The 22,688-nt window shown below is 67.4% G+C and carries 22 protein-coding genes; 17 read left to right on the top strand and 5 right to left on the bottom strand.

Going from position 1 to position 22,688, the window contains the following annotated elements; translation table 11 throughout:
* Positions 1–32 precede the first annotated feature (32 nt).
* From M4D77_RS05010 to M4D77_RS04945, 14 genes are all read left to right on the top strand, one after another.
* Positions 33–227, top strand: a complete 195-nt coding sequence (locus M4D77_RS05010) for a ferredoxin (protein ID WP_065629750.1) — start codon at positions 33–35, stop codon at positions 225–227.
* Between the two features lie 82 nt (positions 228–309).
* Positions 310–1,200: a 3-oxoacyl-ACP reductase gene (locus M4D77_RS05005; RefSeq protein WP_137810435.1), complete on the top strand. Its 891-nt coding sequence runs from the start codon at positions 310–312 to the stop codon at positions 1,198–1,200.
* 63 nt (positions 1,201–1,263) lie between these two features.
* The gene (locus M4D77_RS05000) at positions 1,264–2,028 is read left to right on the top strand and encodes an ABC transporter permease (protein ID WP_065629749.1); all 765 of its coding nucleotides are present in this window, start codon (positions 1,264–1,266) and stop codon (positions 2,026–2,028) included.
* A 3-nt stretch (positions 2,029–2,031) separates the two neighbouring features.
* Positions 2,032–2,883: an ABC transporter permease gene (locus tag M4D77_RS04995; protein WP_137810434.1), complete on the top strand. Its 852-nt coding sequence runs from the start codon at positions 2,032–2,034 to the stop codon at positions 2,881–2,883.
* A gap of 57 nt (positions 2,884–2,940) precedes the next feature.
* Positions 2,941–4,062: an MCE family protein gene (locus tag M4D77_RS04990; protein ID WP_065629792.1), complete on the top strand. Its 1,122-nt coding sequence runs from the start codon at positions 2,941–2,943 to the stop codon at positions 4,060–4,062.
* The gene (locus M4D77_RS04985; RefSeq protein ID WP_259935670.1) at positions 4,055–5,113 is read left to right on the top strand and encodes an MCE family protein; all 1,059 of its coding nucleotides are present in this window, start codon (positions 4,055–4,057) and stop codon (positions 5,111–5,113) included. The genes M4D77_RS04990 and M4D77_RS04985 overlap by 8 nt, the downstream gene beginning before the upstream one ends.
* On the top strand, positions 5,110–6,330 hold the full coding sequence (locus M4D77_RS04980) for an MCE family protein (RefSeq protein WP_078113625.1): 1,221 nt from the start codon (positions 5,110–5,112) through the stop codon (positions 6,328–6,330). Before M4D77_RS04985 ends, M4D77_RS04980 begins: the two co-directional genes overlap by 4 nt.
* A gap of 1 nt (position 6,331) precedes the next feature.
* On the top strand, positions 6,332–7,606 hold the full coding sequence (locus M4D77_RS04975; RefSeq protein WP_078113626.1) for an MCE family protein: 1,275 nt from the start codon (positions 6,332–6,334) through the stop codon (positions 7,604–7,606).
* Complete coding sequence (locus M4D77_RS04970) at positions 7,603–8,886, top strand: MCE family protein (protein ID WP_058253546.1); 1,284 nt, start codon at positions 7,603–7,605, stop codon at positions 8,884–8,886. The genes M4D77_RS04975 and M4D77_RS04970 overlap by 4 nt, the downstream gene beginning before the upstream one ends.
* Positions 8,886–10,319, top strand: coding sequence for an MCE family protein (locus M4D77_RS04965; protein WP_259935669.1), 1,434 nt, complete (start codon positions 8,886–8,888; stop codon positions 10,317–10,319). The genes M4D77_RS04970 and M4D77_RS04965 overlap by 1 nt, the downstream gene beginning before the upstream one ends.
* On the top strand, positions 10,283–11,188 hold the full coding sequence (locus M4D77_RS04960; protein ID WP_058253544.1) for a hypothetical protein: 906 nt from the start codon (positions 10,283–10,285) through the stop codon (positions 11,186–11,188). The genes M4D77_RS04965 and M4D77_RS04960 overlap by 37 nt, the downstream gene beginning before the upstream one ends.
* Positions 11,188–11,883 (top strand): hypothetical protein, encoded by a 696-nt coding sequence (locus M4D77_RS04955; protein WP_231742641.1) that lies wholly within the window; start codon positions 11,188–11,190, stop codon positions 11,881–11,883. The genes M4D77_RS04960 and M4D77_RS04955 overlap by 1 nt, the downstream gene beginning before the upstream one ends.
* 346 nt (positions 11,884–12,229) lie before the next feature.
* On the top strand, positions 12,230–14,353 hold the full coding sequence (locus M4D77_RS04950) for a heavy metal translocating P-type ATPase (protein ID WP_259935668.1): 2,124 nt from the start codon (positions 12,230–12,232) through the stop codon (positions 14,351–14,353).
* Positions 14,354–14,471: 118 nt separating this feature from the next.
* Complete coding sequence (locus M4D77_RS04945; protein ID WP_231742640.1) at positions 14,472–15,488, top strand: hypothetical protein; 1,017 nt, start codon at positions 14,472–14,474, stop codon at positions 15,486–15,488.
* Positions 15,489–15,494: 6 nt separating this feature from the next.
* Here M4D77_RS04945 and M4D77_RS04940 read toward each other — a convergent pair whose 3' ends face one another.
* From M4D77_RS04940 to M4D77_RS04925, 4 genes are all read right to left on the bottom strand, one after another.
* Complete coding sequence (locus M4D77_RS04940; protein ID WP_078113629.1) at positions 15,495–16,205, bottom strand: FABP family protein; 711 nt, start codon at positions 16,203–16,205, stop codon at positions 15,495–15,497.
* A 309-nt stretch (positions 16,206–16,514) separates the two neighbouring features.
* A complete protein-coding gene (locus tag M4D77_RS04935) occupies positions 16,515–16,820 on the bottom strand; it encodes a DUF1416 domain-containing protein (protein WP_010840619.1) in 306 nt (101 codons plus the stop codon).
* 5 nt (positions 16,821–16,825) lie between these two features.
* Positions 16,826–17,665 carry a sulfurtransferase gene (locus M4D77_RS04930; protein ID WP_058253541.1) on the bottom strand — a complete coding sequence of 280 codons (840 nt, stop codon included), beginning with the start codon at positions 17,663–17,665 and terminating at the stop codon, positions 16,826–16,828.
* 388 nt (positions 17,666–18,053) lie between these two features.
* Positions 18,054–18,911, bottom strand: coding sequence for a DUF2993 domain-containing protein (locus M4D77_RS04925; protein ID WP_259935667.1), 858 nt, complete (start codon positions 18,909–18,911; stop codon positions 18,054–18,056).
* 211 nt (positions 18,912–19,122) lie between these two features.
* Between M4D77_RS04925 and M4D77_RS04920 the strand changes: the two genes are divergently transcribed.
* Both M4D77_RS04920 and mshD read left to right on the top strand, forming a co-directional pair.
* Positions 19,123–19,929: a response regulator transcription factor gene (locus M4D77_RS04920; RefSeq protein WP_058253539.1), complete on the top strand. Its 807-nt coding sequence runs from the start codon at positions 19,123–19,125 to the stop codon at positions 19,927–19,929.
* The gene (mshD, locus tag M4D77_RS04915) at positions 19,910–20,833 is read left to right on the top strand and encodes a mycothiol synthase (RefSeq protein WP_259935666.1); all 924 of its coding nucleotides are present in this window, start codon (positions 19,910–19,912) and stop codon (positions 20,831–20,833) included. The genes M4D77_RS04920 and mshD overlap by 20 nt, the downstream gene beginning before the upstream one ends.
* Here mshD and M4D77_RS04910 read toward each other — a convergent pair.
* The gene (locus M4D77_RS04910; RefSeq protein ID WP_259935665.1) at positions 20,824–21,234 is read right to left on the bottom strand and encodes a hypothetical protein; all 411 of its coding nucleotides are present in this window, start codon (positions 21,232–21,234) and stop codon (positions 20,824–20,826) included. The two genes, mshD and M4D77_RS04910, sit on opposite strands and share 10 nt — an antisense overlap.
* Positions 21,235–21,600: 366 nt before the next feature.
* Between M4D77_RS04910 and pstS the strand changes: the two genes are divergently transcribed.
* Entirely contained in the window at positions 21,601–22,680 is a 1,080-nt protein-coding gene (gene pstS, locus M4D77_RS04905; RefSeq protein ID WP_065629738.1) for a phosphate ABC transporter substrate-binding protein PstS, read from the top strand.
* Positions 22,681–22,688 lie beyond the last annotated feature (8 nt).

The raw sequence follows: 22,688 nt of genomic DNA, 5'->3' as shown, positions 1-22,688 counted from the left end.
ACAGGTGACTTATCGACGAGGAGACGGTTCCGATGCGTATCAAGGCAGATTTCGACCTCTGCGAGTCCAACGCCATCTGCGTGGGGATGGCTCCGGACTTCTTCGATCTGGATGACAACGACTACCTGGTGATTCTCCAAGAAGACATCCCCGCGGACCGTGTCGAGGAACTGCGTCAGGTCGCCGCCAACTGTCCGAAGTCGGCGCTGACCGTCGTCGAGGACTGACCCGAGCGAAAACGCCGATCTGTTCCATCCATCCGCGAATCATGCTAGAACAGGTTCTAGTTTTAGCTCAGGAGGAAATCGGGTGGGTTACACGTTGGACGGTCGCGTCGCGGTCGTCACCGGTGCAGGTGCTGGTCTCGGTCGTGCGGAGGCCATCGGACTGGCGGCCGAGGGGGCCACGGTCGTCGTGAACGACCTCCCCGCGGCGCTTGATCAGAGCGACGTGATCGACACGATCACCGCCGCCGGCGGCCGCGCGGTCGCGGTGCCCGGCGACATCGGCGACTCGGCCACCGCCGCCGCCATCATGACGACGGCGACCGACCAGCTCGGCTCGCTCGACATCGTCCTGAACAACGCCGGCGTGGTGCGCGACAAGATGCTGTTCAACATGACCGACGACGAGTGGGACCTGGTGATCCGCGTACACCTGCGCGGACACTTCCTGCTCACCCGCAATGCGGCGGCGCACTGGCGCGCGGCCTCCAAGGAGGCGGGCGGCCCGGTGTTCGGCCGGATCATCAACACCGCCTCGGAGGCCGGGCTGCTGGGTCCCGAAGGGCAGGCCAACTACGGCGCCGCGAAGGCGGGTATCACCGCACTCACGCTGTCGGCCTCGCGTGCCCTCAAGCGATACGGCGTGCGCGCCAACGCGATCTGCCCGCGGGCGCGGACCGCGATGACCGCCGCCGTCTTCGGCGACGCACCCACCGACGGAGTGGACCCTCTCGATCCCGAGCATGTCGTGCGGCTGGTCACCTACCTCGCCGGCTCCGACTCCGACGCCGTCACCGGTCAGGTGTTCGTCGTCTACGGTCCCAAGGTCACCCTGATGGCCGCGCCGACCGTCGACGAGGTCTTCGTCGCCGAGGGTGATGCGTGGTCCGCCGATGACCTCGCGAAGACCCTGACGGGACACTTCGCCGACCGCGATCCGGGACGCACATTCTCGGCAAGCGCTCTGGTCAACTGACCAATTCAGCTCGATTGTGCGTGATAGGTTTCGCGATGGTGCGAGGGTGAAGGGGGTTGGGCGATGCTGAGCAAACTGGCCACACCCCTCAGTGGAATCGGTGATTTCGTGGCGCTCGGCGTCGAGTCGGCGCGCGAGCTGTTCCACCGTCCGTTTCAGTGGCGGGAGACCGTCGAACAGTCCTGGGCGATCGCCCGCGTGTCGATGGTGCCCACCCTCCTGGTCGCCATCCCGTTCACGGTTCTCGTCAGCTTCACCCTGAACATCCTGTTGCGCGAGATCGGCGCGCAGGACCTGTCCGGCGCGGGTGCCGCTCTCGGCACCGTCACCCAGATCGGCCCGATCGTCACCGTGCTGATCGTCGCCGGTGCCGGCGCCACCGCGATCTGCGCCGACCTCGGCGCCCGGACCATCCGCGAAGAGATCGACGCGATGAAGGTGCTCGGCATCAACCCGATCCACCGGCTGGTGGTCCCGCGCATCGTGGCCTCCACCGGGGTGGCCTTGCTGCTGAACAGCCTCGTCTGCACGATCGGCATCGGCGGCGGATTCATCTTCTCCGTCTACCTCCAGGATGTGAATCCCGGTGCGTTCGTTGCCAACCTGACCCTGCTCACCGGGTTCGGCGAGCTGATGATCTCGATGGTCAAGGCCGCTCTGTTCGGTCTGTTCGCCGGGATGGTCGGCTGCTACCAGGGACTCAACGTCAAAGGCGGCGCGAAGGGCGTCGGCGATGCCGTCAACGAGACCGTCGTGTACTCGTTCATGGCGCTGTTCGTCGTCAACGTCGTCGTGACGGCGGTCGGTCTCAAGGCAACGGCGGGCTGAGCGATGGTACTTCCGTTCACCACCCGGTTCCGGACCGCGCGCGTCGCGGCCAAGCGAGCCGGCGAGGACTGGGATCAGATCGGCGACCAGGCGCTGTTCTACTGGGACAGCGTCGTGTCGATCCCGCGTGCGATCAAGCACTACAAGAAGGAGACGCTGCGGCTCATCGCCGAGATCTCCATGGGCACCGGCGCGCTGGCGATGATCGGCGGCACCGTCGTGGTCGTCGGGTTCCTGACCCTCTTCACCGGCGGCACCATCGCCGTCCAGGGTTACAGCTCGCTGGCCAACATCGGCGTCGAGGCCCTCACCGGCTTCTTCTCGGCGTTCATCAATGTGCGCATCGCCGTCCCGGTGATCTCCGGTATCGCCCTCGCCGCGACCATCGGTGCGGGCGCGACGGCGCAGCTCGGTGCCATGCGCGTCTCGGAGGAGATCGACGCGCTCGAGACGATGGCGATCTCGTCCATCCCGTACCTGGTGTCCACGCGCATCATCGCCGGGCTGATCGCGATCATCCCGCTCTACGCGCTGGCGTCACTGGCGTCGTTCCTCGCGAGCCGCTCGGCGACGGTGTTCCTCTACGGACAGTCGCCCGGCGTGTACGACCACTACTTCGACACGTTCCTCATCCCGTCGGACATCCTGTGGTCGTTCGTGCAGGCGATCTGTATGGCGGTCGCCGTCATGCTGATCCACACGTACTACGGCTACAACGCCTCGGGCGGGCCGGTCGGCGTCGGTGTCGCTGTCGGGAACGCGGTCCGCGCATCGCTCGTTGTTGTGGTCGTGATCACACTTCTGACCTCCCTCGCCATCTATGGCGCCGACGGCAAGTTCAACCTGGCGGGCTGAGCGATGAGCAGGAGACAAGAGCGTTCACGGGCGACCCGCCGGACGGCGGCGGTGGTCATGGTCGCGGTGCTGCTGGCCCTGATCATCGGGGCCAGCGCGTCGTTCCTCGGTGCTTTCCAGGGAACCCAGCAGGTCACCCTCGTGGCTCCCCGGGCCGGCCTGGTGATGAACCCCGACGCCAAGGTCAAGCTGCGCGGCGTCGAGGTGGGGCGCGTCGCGGAGATCACCGAGCGCGGGGGCGACGCGATCCTCACCCTCGACATCGCCGACGGTGATATGGCGAAGATCCCCGCCAATGTGGCCGCCGACATCAAGTCGAACACCATCTTCGGCGCCAAGGCCGTCAACTTCGTGGTGCCCGGCGAGCCGGAGGGCACGCTGACCGCGGGTGCCGAGATCCCCGCCGACCGCGTCGTCGTCGAACTGAACACCGTGTACCAGCAGCTCGTCTCGGTGCTCGCACAGCTGCAGCCGGAGAAGCTCAACGCGACGCTCGGTGCGATCGACACCGCGCTGCAGGGGCAGGGTGAGGAGATCGGCGTCGCCCTCGAGCAGCTGACCGCACTGCTCGGCAAGACCAATCCCCATCTGCCCGCGCTGAACCGGCTGTTCCGGGAAGGTGCGACCGTCACCAACGTGTACGCGGACTCGATGCCGGATCTGCTGCGCACCGTCGACAACTTCACCGTCGTCGGGAACACGTTGGTGGACAACACGTCCAACCTCGACGCCCTGCTCATCAATGCCACCGGGATGGCGAACACCATCAACGGGGTCATCGCGCCGTCGAAGAACACGCTCATCGGTGCGCTGTCCGACCTCGATCCCATTGCCGCGCTGCTCGGTTACAACGCGCCCGGGATCAAGTGCTTCCTGACCGCGAGTGCGGTCGCGTCGGAGGTCGCGGCACCGTTCCTCGGTGAGCGCAACGGCATGCTGATGCTCGACGCGAGCATCCTCCCCGGCAAGGATCCGTATCAATATCCGTACGACCTGCCCCGTGTCGGGGTAGAGGGCCCGCCGACGTGCCAGGGCGGGCTGGGTGATCCGGCGACCAAGGTGCACGCGCCGTTCTACGTCGGAAACAATGCGCCGCAGCCCTATCAACCCAGAACCAAGCCGAAGGCGAACTCACAGAAGCTGTTCCAGATCCTGTTCGGAGAGCCCCCCCGTGGATAATCGCGCCCGCGCGTTCCGCGCGACCCTGATCAAGCTGGGCGCCTTCACGGTGGTGATGGTCCTGGTGTTCGTGGCGCTGGTGGTCGTCTTCAGCCGATACCGCTCCGGGGCGTCGAACGAGTACAGCGCCGTCTTCACGAGCGCCTCGGCGATGCAGTCGGGCAGCAAGGTCAAGATCGCCGGCGTCGAGGTCGGGTCCGTCGGTGGCGTCGAACTGAACCGTGACAACGACGCCGTCATCACCTTCAGCGTCGACCAGCAGTATCCGCTGCCGGAATCGGTCCGCGCGCTGATCCGATACGAGAACCTCACCGGCGACCGGTATCTCGAGCTGCAGCAGGGGACCGGCGACACCTCCACCTTCCTCGCCGACGGCGCCCAGATCCCGGTCGCCCAGACCGAGCCCGCGCTCGATCTCGACAAGCTCGTCGGTGGCTTCAAACCGCTGTTCCGGACTCTGGACGCCGACGAGGCCAATGCGCTGACCAGCTCGCTGATCGCGGTGTTCCAGGGACAGGGCGGCGCGTTGAACACGCTGCTGGAGAACACCTCGTCGTTCACCAACACGCTCGCCGACCGCGACGAACTGATCGGCGACGTCATCGACAACCTCAACACGACCCTCGCCACGCTCGACGGCGACCGCGAGGGCCTCGACACCAGCGTCGACCTGCTGCAGCAGTTGGTCACCGGACTGGCGGAACAGAAGAGCACCGTCGGCAACGCACTGACGCAGACCTCGCGGGTGACCAACGGCCTCGCGGACCTCCTGGGGACCACACGGCCCACCCTGCAGTCGATGGTGACCAACACCGGCCGGGTCTCGGAGGAGTTGCTCGCCGCGGAACCCTTCATCCGCAACCTGATCTCCCGACTCCCCGAGGACTACAAGACGCTGTCGAACCTGGGTTCCTACGGTGCCTGGCTGCAGATCTACTTCTGCCGCATCCGGTTGATGCTCCCGGCGCCCGGTGGCCAGACCATCCTGTACACATCGAACAACGTGATGGGCAACTCCACGACGGCCGGCGGAAGGTGTGACGGCTCATGAGTCTTCCCTTCGGCGGCATGTTCTCGAGCCGCAGATCCGAGTCCGACGAGGCCGACGTCGCCCGTGAGGAGAAGCGCGGGCAACGCAGCCGTGCCCAGGTCGGCGTCATCGGCATCGTGGTCATCGGCCTGGTGGTCATCACCGCCATGCAGATGGACAAGTTGCCCTACATCTCGCCGATCAGCACCTACAGCGCCTACTTCGACGACGCGGGCGGGCTGACCACGGGCGACATCGTGTCCGTCTCCGGCGTCCAGGTGGGCACCGTCGAGTCGATCGAACTGGCCGGCACCGACGACGGGACCAAGGTCAAGGTCGGATTCCGGATGGACGACACCGTCGAGATGGGTGCGGACTCCCAGGCCGCGATCCGGACCGAGACCGTGCTGGGCCGGCGCAACCTCACCGTCATCCCGCACGGTGGCGACCGGATCAAGCCCGGTGGCTCGATCCCGGTCGGCAACACGATCTCGCCGTACTCGCTGCAGGATGCGCTCGAAGGTGCGACCGACACCGTGGCCGAGACCGACACCGACCAACTCAACGAGGCACTGAACACCCTGACCATCACCTTCTCCGAGACCCCCGATCAGGTCCAGGGCGCGGTCGACGGGGTGGCCCGGCTGTCGAAAGCGGTCGCCGACCGCGACAAGGAACTGCGGGCGCTGCTCGCCAAGGCCAACCAGGTGAGCAAGATCGTCGGCGACCGCAACGAACAGATCAACCGGTTGCTCATCGACGCCAACGCGCTCGTCGGGGAGATCGAGATGCGGCGCTACGCGCTCAACCAGCTGATCAAGGGGATCGGTGACGTCACCGCTCAGCTGCGGGGCTTCATCGCCGAGAACAACGCGCAGCTGACGCCCGTGCTGCAGAAGTTCGACCGCGTCGCGACGATCCTCACCGACAACGAGAAAGAGCTGAAGGAGACGATCGACCGTCTCGGACCGTTCGCGAACACCCTCGGCGAAGCAGTGGCGTCGGGCCCGAACTTCGATTCCCTCGTCGGCGTGAACACCTTCGGCGACTACACCGCGGTGTTCCTCAACGCCCTGCGCGGTCGGTACCCGCAGCTGTGGCAGTCGCTGATGTACACGGGCAACCCGCTGCTTCCACAGGGCTGGAGCCTGGGACCTCCAGCGGGTAGCGATACGCCGCGCGGACCACTGCCCAGCCCGACCTATCCCACGCCCGCGCCGACCACGAGGGGGAGGTGACATGACCGTCGGAAGTATGTCCATCGGACGCAAGGTGCTCTTCGGGGTACTCGCCGTGATTCTCGCGGTCGCCCTGGTCCTCGTGGGCTGGAAGGTGTTCACCAAGTCGACGACGAATACGTTCACCGCCTACTTCGCCGGGGTCGCCAGTCTGTACAAGGGGGACCCGGTCCGGGTGCTCGGTGTGAACGTGGGTAGCGTCTCCGCGATCACCCCGCGCGAGAACGACGTGAAAGTCGAACTGCGCGTGGACAAGAGCGTCGACATCCCGCAGGACGCGAAGGCCGTCATCGTCGCGCAGAGCCTGGTCTCCGGTCGGTTCGTACAGCTGACGCCGGTCTACTCCGGTGGGCCGGAGATGTCCGACGGCGCCGACATCCCGATGGACCGCACCGCGGCGCCGATGGAGTGGGACGACATCAAGGCCCAGCTCACCCGACTCACCGAGGCCATCGGTCCGCAAGGGGCCGATCCGGGCTCGGCGGCCAAGGCGGTGAACGTCTTCGACGAGAATCTCGAGGGCAACGGCGAGGCGATCAACGCGTCGATCCGGGAGGTGTCCGACGTGATCGGCACCCTCGCAGCCGGCAGCGGCGACCTGTTCGCCACCATCCAGAGTCTTCAGAAACTCACCGATGCATTGTCGGGAAGCCACGAGCAACTCGTGCAGTTCAACGGCCGGATCGCCTCGGTCAGTTCCGTGCTCGCGGACAACACGACCGAGCTCGATGAGGCGCTCAAAGGTCTCGACGCGGCGATGACCGATGTGCAGACCTTCATCGACACCAATCAGACGGCGCTGTCGTCATCGGTGGAGCGTCTGGCCGCGAGTACGAAGATCGTGGCGGACAAGGACGAACAGGTGCGTGGCGTGTTGCATTCGGCGCCCAACCAGCTCGCGAACTTCTACAACATCTACAACCCGCTTTCGGGATCCCTGTCGGGTGTCTTCGGTTTGGGGATGGGAACAAATCTCATCACTCTGTTGTGCGGAACCATGGAATCCACCAAGCGGCCGGGATCGACGATGGCGGATGTCGACAAGTGTGTGGAGATCCTGGCTCCGGTCCTGTCGTCGATCTCGATGAACTACCCACCGTTCCTGACCAATCCGGTGCAGGGTCGCAACGCCACGCCGAGCCAGCTCGAGTACCAGAACGCGAGCGTCCGGGCTCGTGCGAATGCCGGGGTCACCCGGCTCGACAACGAGACCCGTCGTGACAACCGGGGCAGCCCGCTCGAGGATCTGCTGGTGCCGTTCGGGGGTGAGCGATGAGGTCGGTACGACCCCGTGGTTCGCTCATCGTGGGCGCGGCGAGCCTCGCGCTCGTCCTCGCCGGATGTTCCTTCGACGGCCCCAACTCGCTCCCGGTCCCTGGAGCCGAAGGTACCGGCGGTGAATCCTACGAGATCACCGCGGTCATCCCGTCGGCGGCCGGACTGGTCAACAACGCGCCGGTGCTCATCGACGACGCGACGGTCGGCAGCATCGGCGACATCGAGGTCCAGGACTGGAACGCGCTCGTCACGATGCGGCTCAACGACGGGGTGATCGTCCCGCGCGGTTCGCATGTCATGGTCGGGCTGACCAGTGTGCTGGGTTCGACGCACCTCGAGATCGTGCAACCGGCCGAGCCCGAGGGCGGCCGGCTCGAACCCGGCGACCAGATCCCCCTGACCAAGTGTCCCGAGCAGTCCAACATCGTGACCGACCCGTCGGTGCCCGCGGTGCCCGACATTAATGCGGCACAACAGGTGTCGGCGTGTACCTACCCCAGTACCGAGCAGGTGCTGAGTTCGCTGTCGGTGGTCCTCAACGGCGGTGGGTTGTCGCAGATCGGCGACATCGTGCACGAGATGAGCGACGTCTTCGGCGGACGCGAGGAGCAGATCAAGGAGCTCATCCCGCGGTTGAACACCCTCGTCGCCGATCTGGATGCGCAGAAGGGCAACATCATCCGCGCGACCGAGGGACTCGACCGGTTGTCGCGCACCATGAACGAGCAGAAGGGCACCATCGAGCGGGCGCTCGCCGACGCCCCGCAGATCCTGCAGTTGCTCGTCGACCAGCGTCAGCAGTTCCTCGACACTCTCGGTTCGGTCGCGACGCTGTCGAAGACCGCCAACGACATCCTCGACGCCAACTCCGAGGACATCGTGACGATCGTGGAGGGGATCGAACCGGCCCTCGATCAGCTCCAGGCCGCGGGTCCCGCGATGACTCAATCGCTGAACATCCTGCTGACCTTCCCGTTCTACGAGCCGACGATCCGACAGATCGTCAAGGGTGACTACGTGAACTCCGATCTGGTGCTCGACCTCACCGTCGAACGACTGAGCAAGAGCATGTTCGCCAGCCTCGGCGTCACCGGCCCCGAGGGCGTCTTCGGACGGCCCGCAGGCGCCGCCGCGCGCGGACTGAACCCGTTCATCGCGCCCCTGCAACCGGGCGGCGAACGCGTGCCCGACTCGGCCGAACCGATTCCGGCGAACATGGTCCCGCGGGTCTCGCCGACCACGCCGGCGGCAGTCCCGGCCGCGGGAGGTGGCCGCTGATGAAGATCACGAGATTCGTCCGGATGCAGCTGATGATCTTCGCCATCGTGACCGTGGTCGCGATGGTGGTGATGGCGCTGTTCTACATCCGCATCCCGTCGATGTTCGGGGTCGGCAGTTACCAGGTGCAGCTGCTGCTGCCCACCAGCGGTGGGCTGTACCAGAACGCGAACGTCAGCTACCGCGGCGTGTACGTCGGCAAGGTCGACTCCGTGCAGCTGACCGACACCGGCGTCGAAGCGGTGCTGACGATCGAGAACAGCGCGGAGATCCCGGCTTCGTCGACCGCGTCGGTGCGCAGCGTCTCCGCGATCGGTGAGCAGTTCGTCGAGTTCACGCCGGATCCCGAGGCGGGCGAGTCCGGCGAATACCTGCAGGACGGCGCGACGGTGTCGACCGACGAGGTCCCGGTGGAGATCTCGGCGATGCTCGACCAGGCCGACCGCCTGCTGGCCGAGATCGGTGACACCCGTTTGCGGTCGCTGATGGACGAGGCGTTCATCGCGTTCAACGGCACCGGGGAGGCGTTGCAGCGCCTGCTGGACTCGATGGTGCTGTTCGTCGACGAGGCGAACAAGAACACCGACACGACAATCCAACTCGTCGAACAGGGCGCACCACTGCTGGCAACCCAGTCACGTACGGCCGACGACATCCGTTCCTGGACAAGAAACGTCACCGCGTTCACCGATCAGTTGCGGGCGAACCGGCCCGAGATCGGCGACATCCTGCGCAAGGGGCCGTCGACCGCGTCGAAGAGTCAGGAACTCTTCGAATCCCTCGGTGCGTCGTACCCGTTGCTCGTGTCGAACCTCGGTACGATCGCCAAGACCCAGGTGGTGTACCTGCCGAACTGGAAGCAGGTGCTCGTTCTCTATCCGCGACTGGTCAATTCACTGATCACGGCGTTGAACACCGGCACCACCAGATTCGGTCCGAACGTCAACTTCTCGCTCGGGTTCCAGGATCGGCCACCCTGCAACATCGGCTTCCTGCCCAAGGAGGACTGGCGCTGGCCGTCGGTGCAGACCGCTCGCGAGCTGCCACCGGGCATGCTGTGCCGGGTGCCGCAGAACTCCAACATCGCCGTCCGCGGTGCGCGTAACTATCCGTGCGCGGAGTTTCCGGGCCGTCGCGCACCCACCCCCGCAGAGTGTGCCACAGGCTACGTACCGAAACCGGGCTCGGTCGACCCGTTCCAGAGTGGGCTGCCGTTCGGCCTGAAATGGCAGCCGGCGTCCTCCGGTACCGTGACACCCGGCACACCGAAGGACTTCGACGCGGAGCCCGCGGTGTATGCGACGACCTACGACCCGGACTCGGGTGACTTCATCGGGCCCGACGGGAAGACCTACAACGCCGGGGCCGGCAGTGATGAGCAGGAACAGAGCAGTACATGGCAGACGATGATCAGCGGGACGGTCACCCCGTGACGCCGGACGGTCCTCGCACGACGTCCCCGGAACGGTCCGGCTCGGAGCGTGCAGGTGATCGCCGCAACGTGAAGCGGCCGGTGCGGTCGGCGCCGATCCGGCGTGGGCGTCCGACGGGGAAGAAGCCGTCGACGCCGGCCGCCCCGGTCCCCGCGCCCGTGGAACCCGAGTCCTCGGATGTGGCCGCCGCGCAGCCGATGACCACCGCCGAGCACGAGGAGAAAGTCACTGCGGAGCAGTCGATCTCGCCCGACCCGTCCGAGGTCGAGAAGACCGTCGGTTACCGGGAGCGTCGACGCGCCCGGACGGCCGCGGCGTCGTCGGCGGCGGTGACGCGGAAAGGCAAGCGTCGCGTCCGTTATCGCGGGTCCGATCGTCGTCGGTCGGCGAAGGCGATCGTGGGCGTCGTGGTGGCGCTCGTGGTCATCGTCGTGTGCGCCATCGCATCGGTGGTGTTCGCGCTCGGCATCGCGCGTCAGGACCGGACCGACGACCTGCGGGCCGAGTATTCCGCGTTCGCTTCGCAGGTTCTCGTGAACCTGACCAGCATGAATCCCGACACCGTCGACCAGACGCTGACGTCGGTCCAGGAGGACACGAGCGGCAAGGTCAAGCAAGAGGTCGAGAACAACATCCAGCAGGTGGCGGCCCTTGTCCGGGACGGCAAGCTCGAGACCCGCTCGCTCATCCTCTCGTCCGCGGTGACCAAGGCCGAACCCGACGAAGGCTCGGTCATCATGGTGTTCGGCTGGCATCAGCGATCGCTCGACGGCGAGGTGCCGTCACAGGAGAAGGTGTTCCGCTGGCGGGTGGACATGACGCGGATCAACGGCGACCTCAAGATGACCGACTTCGAGTGGGTGGCGTGATGTCGGCCCGCTCCGAGTCCGCGCCCCGATCCGAGCCCGCGCCGAAGTCGACCGGATCTCGATTCGCCCTGCGCAAGGGGCGCCTGGGTCTGATCGCACTCGGCGTGGTGCTGGTCGCCGCGATCGCCGTGACCGCATTTCTCGGTTTTCGCTTCACCCAGGGCCGCGGGGTCGAGGACGCCCGCGCATCGTCGCTGGCGGCGGCCCGGGACTACGCGACGACGATGTTCGGGTACAACGCCGAGAACGTCACCGAGCACATCGACCAGTCGATGAGTGTGCTCACCGGGCCGGCGAAGCCGGAGTACACGAAGCTGATCACCGACAACAATCTCGCCGCCGAGGTGCGCAAGCAGTCGGTGGTGTCCGAGGTGACGATCCAGGACGCGGGTGTGGTGACCAACACCGCGGACACCTCGCAGGTCCTGATCTTCATGAATCAGTCGGTGACCCGCGGCAACAAGGAACTCGTGAGCATCAACCCGTCGCGGCTGACCTTCGACATGAAACGCGAGGGCGACCGCTGGATGATCAACTCGATCGAGGTGATCACCGACGACACGTTCCGATCGAAGATCGAGGTCGTCGAGTCATTGCCGCCCGACGCGAAGCCGCTGCCCGGCCCGAGTTCGGCACCCTCCGGTGCGCCGTCCCCGGCTCCCGGCCCGTCCGTGGCGCCGGTGCCGACTCCCTGACCGCCTTAATCCGTTGCGGCCCGCCCGAATCGGGCGTACGTTCGCGGGTACACAAGGAAGGAGGTGGTCTGATAGTGATTTCTCATCGGACATGTGAGGTGACCATCCGTTAGCAGTTGACCGTGTGGCATTCGTGTCGCACCGAGGCGGGATTCCCGCCGGTCGGCGCAAGCGAATACCAGGTGGTCACCCGGCCCCCGCATCCCGACCCGGTCCGGTCGGCGCAGGCCCTTCGTGGGCGGTGCGGGGGCCGTTCCATGTCTGCTGACGGTTTGTTCGGTGAATACCCCTACAGGGTAGAAGTACCCCTGGCGTATATACCCTAGGGGGGTATACCCTCGACCTCATGAACACGCACCACGACCATCCACCGACAACGCCGGCACCGGCCGACCACGCGCACCGCCCCCAGTTCGATCCCGGGCCCGACGGCCACGAGGGGCACGCCGATCACACCGGCCACGGCGGACATGCCGGCCATGCGGGCCACGGCGACCACGTGGCGCAATTCCGGCGACTGTTCTGGATCATGCTCGTGCTGGCGGTCCCGACCGTGGCCTTCAACGACATGTTCGCCGACATACTCGGCTACGGTCTGCCCGACGCGGAGTGGGTCCGGTGGGTGTCACCGCTGCTCGGCACAGTTCTCTTCGTGTGGGGCGGGCGCCCGTTCCTCGTCGGCGCGGCCGCCGAGCTCCGAGCTCGTCGCCCGGGGATGATGCTTCTGATCTCGCTCGCGCTCACCGTCGCCTTCGTCGCCTCCTGGGGTTCGACGCTGCACCTGTTCGACCACCACCTGAATTTCTGGTGGGAGCTGGCACTGCTCGTCGTGATCATGCTGCTCGGCCACTGGATCGAGATGCGCTCGCTGGCCCGGACGACATCGGCTCTCGACTCACTCGCCGCGCTCCTTCCGGACGAGGCCGAGAAGGTCGTGGGCAGCGACATCATCTCGGTATCTCCCGAGGAACTGGTCGTCGGCGACGTGGTCGTCGTCCGGCCCGGCGGGTCCGTGCCCGCCGACGGCGCCATCGTCGACGGTTCGGCGAGCATGGACGAGTCGATGGTCACCGGGGAGTCGGCACCCGTTCGGCGGGAGGTCGGTGACGTCGTGGTCGCCGGCACCGTCGCGACCGATTCCGGACTGCGGGTCCGCGTGACCGCGACCGGCGACGACACCGCGCTGGCCGGGATCGGACGCCTCGTCGCCGATGCGCAGGCATCGTCGTCACGGGCCCAACGACTCGCCGATACCGCGGCCGGGTGGCTGTTCTGGTTCGCACTCGGCGCCGCGGTCCTCACCGCGATCGCCTGGACCGCGGTCGGATCGCCCGACGAGGCGGTCGTTCGCGTGATCACGGTGCTGGTCATCGCATGCCCCCACGCGTTGGGGCTCGCGATCCCGCTCGTCGTCTCCATCGCGACAGAGCGGGCCGCGCGTGCCGGGGTCCTGATCAAGGACAGGCTCGCCCTCGAGTCGATGCGCAACGTCGACGCCGTGCTCTTCGACAAGACCGGCACCCTGACGAAGGGAGAACCGACCGTCCTCGAGCTCGAACCGGCTCCCGGGCAGGACCGGCGTCGAGTGCTGACCCTCGCGGCCGCCGCGGAGACGGGCAGTGAGCATCCGCTGGCCTCGGCGATCGTGCGGGCCGCTCGAGATGAGGGAATCGATCTGCCCGTCGCACAGGACTTCTCATCGTCGCCCGCGGTGGGGGTGTCGGCGTCCGTCGACGGCCACGGGGTCCGGGTGGGTGGACCCAACCTGCTCGCCGAGCACGGCCTCGACGAACTGCCCGTCGCGTCGTCGTGGCGGGAGCAGGGGGCGATCATCCTGCACGTGCTCGTCGACGATCGTGTCGTGGGGGCGTTCCGGCTCGCCGACGAGGTGCGTCCGGAGTCGCGTGTGGCCGTGGACGAACTCCACGCTCTCGACGTGCAGGTCGTGATGATCACCGGCGACGCGCAGGCGGTGGCCGACGATGTCGCCGGCCGGTTGGGCATCGACCGGGTGTACGCCGGGGTCCGACCCGAGGACAAGGCCGCCATCGTCGCGGACCTGCAGCACGAAGGTCGTCGCGTCGCGATGGTCGGCGACGGCGTCAACGACGCCCCCGCACTCGCGCAGGCCGACGTCGGGATCGCGATCGGTGCCGGCACCGACGTGGCCATCGGCTCGGCCGGCGTCATCCTCGCCTCCTCTGATCCGCGATCGGTCCTGTCGGTCATCGAGCTGTCGCGTGCCGGCTATCGGAAGATGGCGCAGAACCTCTGGTGGGCAGCAGGTTACAACCTCATCTCGGTGCCGTTGGCGGCCGGGATCCTGGCGCCGATCGGGTTCGTCCTGCCCATGAGTGTCGGCGCGATCCTGATGTCCGCCTCGACGGTGGTCGTGGCGTTGAACGCACAGCTGCTGCGTCGACTCGATCTGCGTCCCGGTTCCATCCGAAACCGATCCGGGCGCAGGTAGGGCAGCGCTACAAGATTCGCGTAGCGCAGTACTCGCGAAACCGCGGCGTGAAACCGCTGGACTGGGAGCACAGCACAGTCCACGGCGCCCGCCGGGGCGCCGAGAGGGAGAAGAAGAGATGGTGACCATGCATGTCGCCGCGGCGGTCGGGACGCAGGATCGCGATCGCATCGAACCCGTGGTGGGCGAGAACTACTGGACCCCGGGCGACCCGGACTTCGGGACGGCGTCGGCACCCCGATTCGCGTTCGCCGACCCGCACGCCGCCGGCCTGTTCCACGCCGAGGACCTGTCGCGGGAGGCCGGTGACCGCATCGCCGTCCACAACCGTGGTGTGCACGACGTGGCTGCCGTGGTCCTGCTCGAGGATGGCCGGTCGTATGTCGAACTCTTGCCTCCCGGTTCGGAAATCGCTCTGCCGGAGGCGGATTCGCTCACCTACCTCCAGGCCCCCCGCACCGCTGACGGCCGGCCGGTTCTGTACGGCGCGGTGTGGGTGCGCGACGGGCGGGTGATGCCGGTGACGGTTCCGATCCCCACCCGCCGCGAGTTCCTCGACCAGCGATATCTCACCCCGTGGAGCGCGGAGTGGAACGGCGGTGTCTCCGGTCGGCACATGCTCGATGCCGCGGCGGCCGGTGTCTCGTACCAGTACCGGACGGGCGGTTCGACGTTCGTCGTACGCAACGCGGGCAGCGACTGGATCGGGGTGGTCCATCGGTCCGGCACGGAGTTCACCTTCGTCGAATGCCCACCGGGTGGGCGTGCCGTCTTCGAACTCTCCCCGCAGTCCGCCCGCGCTGAGGTGTTCTCGGTCGTCGGTCGCCGGGGCGGCGGCACGGCCGGGCACGCCCCGTACATGTCGAGGTCGGGAACCGTGCATCCCGGTTGGGCGGGTCGGCCGGGGGAAGTCACCGCCTACGGTTCGGTCGTCGTCATGCTCGGCGCGCCGGTGTACAGCGCGCTGCCGAAACGCAATCTGTACCTTGCGTTCTCGGATCGGCGGCCCTTCGAGGCTCGCTTCGCTCGCACCTCAGGGAGCAGGGGGCCGAGCCGCCGGGAGCGAAGCGAGCGGGGCGAATGTGCGAGCCGCCGGGAGCAGGGCGCGCGTCCCTGCCGCGGGTTCCGTCGATGAGGTGGATCAGCCGACGTGGCGGCGCAGCTTGGCGGAGAGCCGCGGGGTGAGGTCCCCGTCGGCGTCGACGCGCTCCTCGACGTAGGCGAGGTCGCCGTCGGCGACGAGTCCGTACAGCCGTTTGGCGCCGCCGGTGCGTTGACCTGATTCTGCCTTGATGACGACGTCGGTGGCGAGTTCCCAGGTGGTCTGATTCAGGGGAGTGCCGTAGAAGAGTTCGATCGAGCCCTCGGCGTGGGCGAGGAGCAATTCGATGGTGTCGTCCTCACCGATCCGCCAGAACCCGGACTCGCGGAGGTCGGGCCGCTGGTAGGCAGCATCGTCGTCGATCACCCACGAGCGGGACTCCCAGGTGAGGAAGTTCTGGCCGTCGTGGGACACGACGATCTGCTGAGCGAAGTGATAGTCGGTGTCCGTCTGGGGATCGTGGCCTTCGCCCTCGCCACGCCACACGCCGACGAGCGGCAGGAGTGCGAGGAGGCCGGGATGCAGGTCCGCGCCGAGGCGGAGGTTCGCGGTGTCGGCCGGGAGCGGCAGATCATCCCATGTGGGGACGTTGCGTTCACGGCTGCCGGACTCCACCGCCCGGGCCTCGGCCTGACTGATCGCCTCGTCACCGGACCGACGCGGTTGCGAGAGTGCGTCGGCAGAACCGTCCTCGGACGGGTCCGGGTCGGCAGGGCCGTCGGCCGTCGTGCCGCCGGGTGGGGGCGTCACGACTCGTCGGTCACCAGGCGGTACAGGGTGTAGACACCGAACCAGGTGATCAGCACGGCGGCCAGGATCAGCAGGATTTCGAAGAAGAGGACCACGAGGGGAATTCTAACCCCGCCGTGGTCAGGGCGCCGTCGAGGGGTGGGCCCTTCGTGACGGTCGCAGGCTCCCTCCTCAGGGGGCGGCGGTGGCGGTCGCAGGCTCCCTCCTCAGGGGGCGGTGACGGTCGCGGGCTCCCTCCTCAGGGCGGTGAGAACGAGACAGCCCGGTCACCGCGGGTGCGGTGACCGGGCTGCCGGGTCGAGCGTGGCGTCACTTCGAGACGGTGATGTCCTTCTCGTGGATGCCGGGGCCCTCGGGGCTGATCGTCACGTCGCCGTTGCCCACCGCGGACAGGGCGCGCAGCGTCCAGGTGCCGGGGGCGGCGAAGAAACGGAAGTCGCCGGTGGGCGATGCCACGACCTCGGCGGTGAACTCACCGGTCGAGTCGAGCAGACGCACGAAGGCGCCGGCGACGGGCGAACCCGAGCCGTCGGTGACCTGTCCGGTCAGGACGGTCTCCTTCTCCACGTCGACGCCAGCGGGCAGCTTCTGTCCCTGCTTGGGTGCAGCACACATATCTCTTACTTTCCTTCTCCGAGTTCGATCGGGACGCCGATCAGCGAGCCGTACTCGGTCCAGCTGCCGTCGTAGTTCTTGACGTTCTGCTGGCCGAGCAGTTCCTTCAGCACGAACCAGGTGTGGCTCGACCGCTCGCCGATGCGGCAGTACGCGATGGTGTCCTTCGAGCCGTCGAGTCCCGCCTCGCCGTAGAGCTCCTTGAGCTCCTCGTCGGACTTGAAGGTGCCGTCCTCGTTGGCGGCCTTGCTCCACGGCACGTTGATCGCGCTCGGGATGTGACCGGGACGCTGGCTCTGCTCCTGCGGGAGGTGGGCCGGCGCGAGGATCTTGCCGGAGAACTCGTCCGGGCTGCGCACGTCGACGAGGTTCTTGGTGCCGATGGCGTCGACGACCTCATCGCGGAACGCGCGGATACTGACATCCGGCTCGCCGGCCTTGTAGGTCGTGGCGGGACGGCTGACGGCGTCGCTGGACAGCGGGCGACCGTCGAGCTCCCACTTCTTGCGGCCGCCGTCGAGGAGCTTGACGTCGTTGTGGCCGTACAGCTTGAAGTACCAGTAGGCGTATGCAGCGAACCAGTTGTTGTTGCCGCCGTAGAGGATCACGGTGTCGTCGTTCGCGATCCCGCGCTCGGAGAGCAGCTTGCCGAACTGTTCGGCATCGACGAAGTCGCGGCGGACCGGATCCTGCAGGTCGGTCTTCCAGTCGAGCTTGACGGCGCCGGCGATGTGCCCGCCGTCGTAGGCCGAGGTGTCCTCGTCGACCTCGACGAAGACGGTCTTGTCGGCATTGAGGTTCTGCTCAGCCCATTCGGTGCTGACCAGGACGTCGGAACGTGCCATGGCGGTGTCCTTTCGGAGTGGATCGGTGATGGTCGTCGAACAGATGGAGATGGTGGAGACGGTGAGGCGCGAGAAGGATGCCCGCGTCTCGGGGAGATGAGCACGGGTGACGGCGCATGGGAACGAGGTCGCAGACCTCGGTGGAGACGCCCCCGTTCTCATCGACGGTGTGGGCGGACCGGCTGCTCACGCAGCACGGGTTGGTCACACCGTCAACGGCGAGTGCGACAACAGCAGTCGGCGACACGACAGAAGTCGATCGCCCGGCGTCGTGTGAGCAAGTACTCACGGCGCTGCTGCATGCCCACGAGGGTACAACAGAGCCGATCGAGCCCCCAACGGCCGGGGTGCTTTGCCGCCGAGGTCGGGAGAACACGGTCTGAACTGCTCAGAAGCGGTCGAGACGCACCGATGCCGGACCGGAGTCGCCGACCAGTTGGACGTCCCCGCCGAAACTCTCCGCGCGATCGGGTTCGACATCCCAGGCCATCGGCAGGCGCGGGAGCGTCAGGCTGAACCGATCGAGCACCGCGGCGCGGAATTCCGCCGGGACCTCGGCGTCGACGTGGCGTTCGGGGCCGGTGTAGAAGCCGGTCGCCCGGATGTCCAGTGCGCCGTCGACGACGGAGAGGTCGACGGAGACACTCACGCGCACCTTGGGGCCGTCGTAGGACGACGCCGACGGCGGGTCGGCGGGATCGAGCCCGTCGCCCGGCGGCAGTGCGACCGTGCCGGTGAGCACGACGCCGGTCTCGCGACTGACGATGCCGTCCTGGGGCCCGCCTGCGCCGGCCGTGTCGTCCGGCCCCGGGGTGCTGACGGTCAGGTCGACGATGCGCAGATATCGGGCCAGGGTGACGGCATCGAGGCGGGTGTATGCCGAGATCGAGCCGGTGTGGAGAACATCACTCGCCGAGAATCCGCTGCCGTCGGCCACGTCGAACGGGCCGAGAGAGGCACCCAGCTCACCGCGGCAGACGCCGCGGGCGGGCGGACATCCGGGTAGTTCGACGCCGCGGGCGGCGATCGTGGCCCCGTCGAAGTGGCCGGCGGACGACTGCGAGGTGAACGGGAAACCCGCGATGGTGACCTCGGGATCGAATGTCACGCGGGGGGATTGGGCGAGGGCGCGGGAGAACTGATGCTCCCCGCGAACGGCGGCCCCGACGTCGACGCCGAGCGCGACCCCCGCGGCGGCCAGGGCGGCGACCACACCGATGACAAGCACTTTCCGGATGCGCGGCATGCTCGGCCGATCACCCTCCCCGTCGTGGTCATCCGGCGGTCGTGGTCGCCTTGTTAACAGGTGAGCGCGCCGGTGGCGCTATTCTGTCACCTATCTCGCACACGTTGGTAAGGCGGCGTAAACAATCGCCGAGCCACGCGCGGGTGGCGTTCACGTCGTGGTGAGCGATCTGGATGGTCCGGGACGGGGACGAACGAGATCGGAGTGCTGGGTGGATCTCTTGTTGTTGACGGCCGACCCGAATCCGGAGTCGGTCTTGCCGTCGTTGTCGCTGCTCGCGCACACGGTGCGGACCGCTCCGACCGAGGTGTCGTCACTCATGGAGGCGGGGAACGCCGATGTGGCGCTGGTCGATGCCCGCGCCGACCTGGCGGCGGCCCGCGGGCTGTGCCGCCTGTTGGGCAGCACCGGCTCCTCGGTGCCGGTCGCGGCGGTGCTGACCGAGGGCGGGCTGGTCGCGGTCAACGCGGACTGGGGCATCGACGAATTCCTGCTGCCGGGTACCGGTCCGGCCGAGCTCGACGCCCGGTTGCGCCTGCTCGTGGTCCGTACCCGCGGGGTTGCTGCGGAGGAGTCCTCGGGCAAGGTCACGCTGGGGGAACTCGTCATCGACGAGGGGACCTACACCGCACGCCTGCGCGGACGTCCGCTCGACCTGACCTACAAGGAGTTCGAGCTCCTGAAGTATCTGGCGCAGAATGCGGGTCGCGTGTTCACGCGCGCCCAGCTGCTCCAGGAGGTGTGGGGGTACGACTTCTTCGGCGGCACCCGCACCGTCGACGTCCACGTCCGTCGACTCCGCGCCAAACTCGGCAGCGAGCACGAGTCGCTGATCGGGACCGTCCGCAACGTCGGATACAAGGCAGTCCGTCCGACGCGTGGCCGGGCGCCCGCGGCCGACGCCGACCTGTCCGAGGACGCATCCGGTCCCGATGCGGTCGGCACCGATGACTTCGACGACGCGCTCGACGGTCCCGATCCGTTCGACGAGGAGTTCAGTGCCAGTGCCGGGAACTGAGGACCCGCAGGTGCGTCGAGGCGCACTGCCCGACGACGTCGCTGATTTCGCTCACCGGCTGGTGCGCGAGGCGAACGACTCCGATGGTGTCGCCCCGCTCTCGGAGGGGGCGGTCGCCGCGATCGACGCGCCCGAGGGTTCACCGATCGTGCACGTCTGGTCGAAGGCCGGGTACGCCGTCATCGTCCCCGGTCGCGACGGCGAGCCGGCGATGATCGAGGCGGTTGTCGACCCGGCGCACCGACGGGAGGGACATGGCCGGGCGTTGCTCGACGCGGCGTTCGGGGCCGCGCCCGAAACGGGGTCCGAGGTCCGGGTGTGGGCTCATGGGGATCTGCCTGGCGCGGTGGCGCTCGCCGCGGCGATGGGGCTGACGAAACGTCGCGAACTGCTGCAGCTGCGCCGCCCGGTCGGACCCGGCCACGAACTCCCCGAACTCGTCGTCGACCCGACGGTCGACCTGCGGACCTATGCCGGACCGGCCGATGACGCCGAGATCCTGCGGGTGAACAACGCGGCCTTCGACTGGCATCCCGAGCAGGGTGGCTGGTCGCCGGAGCAGATCCGTGAACGGGTTGCCGCCGACTGGTTCGATCCGGCGGGTTTGTTCCTCGCCTTCGACCGTGCCGGCGACGGATCGGGCGGGGGAGATGGCAAGCTCCTCGGGTTCCACTGGACGAAGCGGCACGACGCGGACCTCGGCGAGGTGTACATCGTCGGCGTCGATCCTGCGGCGCAGGGTCGCGGACTGGGTCGGTTGTTGACGCTCGCCGGCCTGCATCACCTTGCGCGCGAGGGCGTCTCGGAGATCAACCTCTACGTGGAGGGTGACAACGTCGCCGCGCTGCACACCTACGAGCGCCTCGGGTTCACCCGATACGCCGTCGACGTCGCCTACGGCTGAGGCTGCCCGAGTGCGGCGCCGATGGCGTCGACGACGTCGCCGATGTGGGGCTCGCGAACCACAGACAGGTGATTGCACTCGAGACGGAGGACGTCGACGTCCCCGGTCACGATGTGCCGCCGCCACACCGACGGGTCGTCACGATTCTCGCTGCCCTGCACCACGAGCGCGCGACCGGTGTACGGGCGGGGGCGGTGCAGCCGCGCCACCCGGACACCGAGTTCCTCGAGTGCCTGCGCGTCGGCGGTCGGCGAGGTTCTCACCACACCGGCGAGCGGAACCCGAATTCGTCGGCGCCACGATTCTTTCCGGGGGAGCGGTTCATATGTGGTGGCCGTCGTGAGGGACGGGTCGGCGCGCTTGGCGCGATGCAGCACCCGCGGTGGGACGAACGTGTCCACCACGACGACCAGATCGACATGGTGCCCGTCGGCCTCGAGGCGTCGCGCGGCCGCCGGTCGTCGGGCAGGCCACCGGGCGGTCTCGCCGGTGGGGCGAGGGCAGGAGCCCGCCCCGGGTGTGCGGGCCGATTCGCGCGAGCCCGACGATCCGTCCTGTAGCCAGGTGCCTAAGTCTCGAATGTCGGGTTACGCAGATCACGTACGATCACGCATGGGCAGGTCGCACCCCGTCTGCCTTGGCCAGTTCACCTGTCGTTCATCTTTTGGAGGGGATCAGTCCACCACGCCCCCATAGCTTTCCACTCGGACACTCCGGAGCCGACGCCAGTCGGTGCGGGGAACGCGAACGGAAAGGCAACACCAGCGGTGAAAATCAATCGGAACGGCGCCCTGGCGTCGGTGTCGGCGATCGCGGCACTGACACTCGTCACGGCGTGCGGCGGTGGGGGAAGCGAACAGACTGTCAGCGGCGAGGGCTCGACCGCGCAGCAGAAGGCCATGGAGCACTTCAGCCAGGTCCTCACCGACAACAGCGACATCGTGCTCGACTACACCGGCAGCGGCTCGGGCGACGGCATCAAGAAGTTCATCGCGGGCGACGTCGACTTCGCCGGCTCGGACTCGGCCCTCAAGGACGACGAGGTCACCGACGCCACCGCACGTTGCAACGGCAACGCCCCCTGGCACCTCCCGCTGGTCGTCGGCCCCGTCGCGGTCGCCTACAACCTCGACGGTGTCGAGGACCTCAAGCTCAACCCCAGCGTCATCGCGCAGATCTTCAACGGCAAGATCACCACCTGGAACGATCCCAAGATCGCCGCGCTGAACCCCGGCGTGACGCTGCCCACCACCGACATCGTGCCGGTGTACCGCTCGGACAGCTCGGGCACCACCGACAACTTCCAGCGCTTCCTGGAGAACTCGGCCCCCGCTGACTGGCCGTACGAGCACAGCAAGGAATTCGCACCCAAGGGTGTCGGTTCCGGTGCCTCGAAGTCGACCGGCGTCGGCGACACCGTCAAGAAGACCCCCGGTTCGATCACCTACGTCGAGTGGGGCTTCGCCACCGAGAACGATCTCGGTGTCGCCCAGGTCGACTTCGGTGCCGGCCCGGTCGAATTGAACGCGGAGAGCGCGGGCAACGCGCTCGAGTCGCTGGCCTTCGCCGATCCGGCCAGCAAGGACCTCGTCGTCGACACCGACGCGCTGTTCGCCTCGAAGGCCCCGGGTGCGTACCCGCTGCTGCTCACCCCGTACTCGATCGTCTGCTCCGCGGGCTACGAGGACGAGGCCACCAGCCAGACGCTGAAGGACGCGTTCACCGCGGTCCTGAACGACGGCCAGGCCGGTCTCGAGGAAATCGGCTACGTGCCGGTCCCCGACGCCTACAAGACCAAGCTGCAGGGAACCATCGACTCGCTGTCCGGTGGGTCCGGGAACGCCTGATCAATCCC

This window comes from Gordonia sp. p3-SID1431 (genome assembly GCF_025143765.1).
Lineage (GTDB): Bacteria > Actinomycetota > Actinomycetes > Mycobacteriales > Mycobacteriaceae > Gordonia > Gordonia hongkongensis.
The sequence above is the reverse complement of the archived record's forward strand: the minus strand, read 5'-3'. Positions and strand labels throughout refer to the sequence as shown.

Bases quoted from the DNA above. Each gene is read 5' to 3' on its own strand.
- M4D77_RS04960 (WP_058253544.1), top strand. From the start codon at position 10,283: ATGGCAGACGATGATCAGCGGGACGGTCACCCCGTGACGCCGGACGGT.
- M4D77_RS04970 (WP_058253546.1), top strand. From the start codon at position 7,603: ATGAGGTCGGTACGACCCCGTGGTTCGCTCATCGTGGGCGCGGCGAGC.
- M4D77_RS04990 (WP_065629792.1), top strand. From the start codon at position 2,941: ATGGTCGCGGTGCTGCTGGCCCTGATCATCGGGGCCAGCGCGTCGTTC.
- M4D77_RS04950 (WP_259935668.1), top strand. From the start codon at position 12,230: ATGAACACGCACCACGACCATCCACCGACAACGCCGGCACCGGCCGAC.
- M4D77_RS04935 (WP_010840619.1), bottom strand. From the start codon at position 16,820: ATGTGTGCTGCACCCAAGCAGGGACAGAAGCTGCCCGCTGGCGTCGAC.
- M4D77_RS04980 (WP_078113625.1), top strand. From the start codon at position 5,110: ATGAGTCTTCCCTTCGGCGGCATGTTCTCGAGCCGCAGATCCGAGTCC.
- M4D77_RS04995 (WP_137810434.1), top strand. From the start codon at position 2,032: ATGGTACTTCCGTTCACCACCCGGTTCCGGACCGCGCGCGTCGCGGCC.
- M4D77_RS05000 (WP_065629749.1), top strand. From the start codon at position 1,264: ATGCTGAGCAAACTGGCCACACCCCTCAGTGGAATCGGTGATTTCGTG.
- M4D77_RS04975 (WP_078113626.1), top strand. From the start codon at position 6,332: ATGACCGTCGGAAGTATGTCCATCGGACGCAAGGTGCTCTTCGGGGTA.
- M4D77_RS04925 (WP_259935667.1), bottom strand. From the start codon at position 18,911: ATGCCGCGCATCCGGAAAGTGCTTGTCATCGGTGTGGTCGCCGCCCTG.
- M4D77_RS04955 (WP_231742641.1), top strand. From the start codon at position 11,188: ATGTCGGCCCGCTCCGAGTCCGCGCCCCGATCCGAGCCCGCGCCGAAG.
- M4D77_RS04965 (WP_259935669.1), top strand. From the start codon at position 8,886: ATGAAGATCACGAGATTCGTCCGGATGCAGCTGATGATCTTCGCCATC.
- M4D77_RS04945 (WP_231742640.1), top strand. From the start codon at position 14,472: ATGGTGACCATGCATGTCGCCGCGGCGGTCGGGACGCAGGATCGCGAT.
- M4D77_RS05010 (WP_065629750.1), top strand. From the start codon at position 33: ATGCGTATCAAGGCAGATTTCGACCTCTGCGAGTCCAACGCCATCTGC.
- M4D77_RS04930 (WP_058253541.1), bottom strand. From the start codon at position 17,665: ATGGCACGTTCCGACGTCCTGGTCAGCACCGAATGGGCTGAGCAGAAC.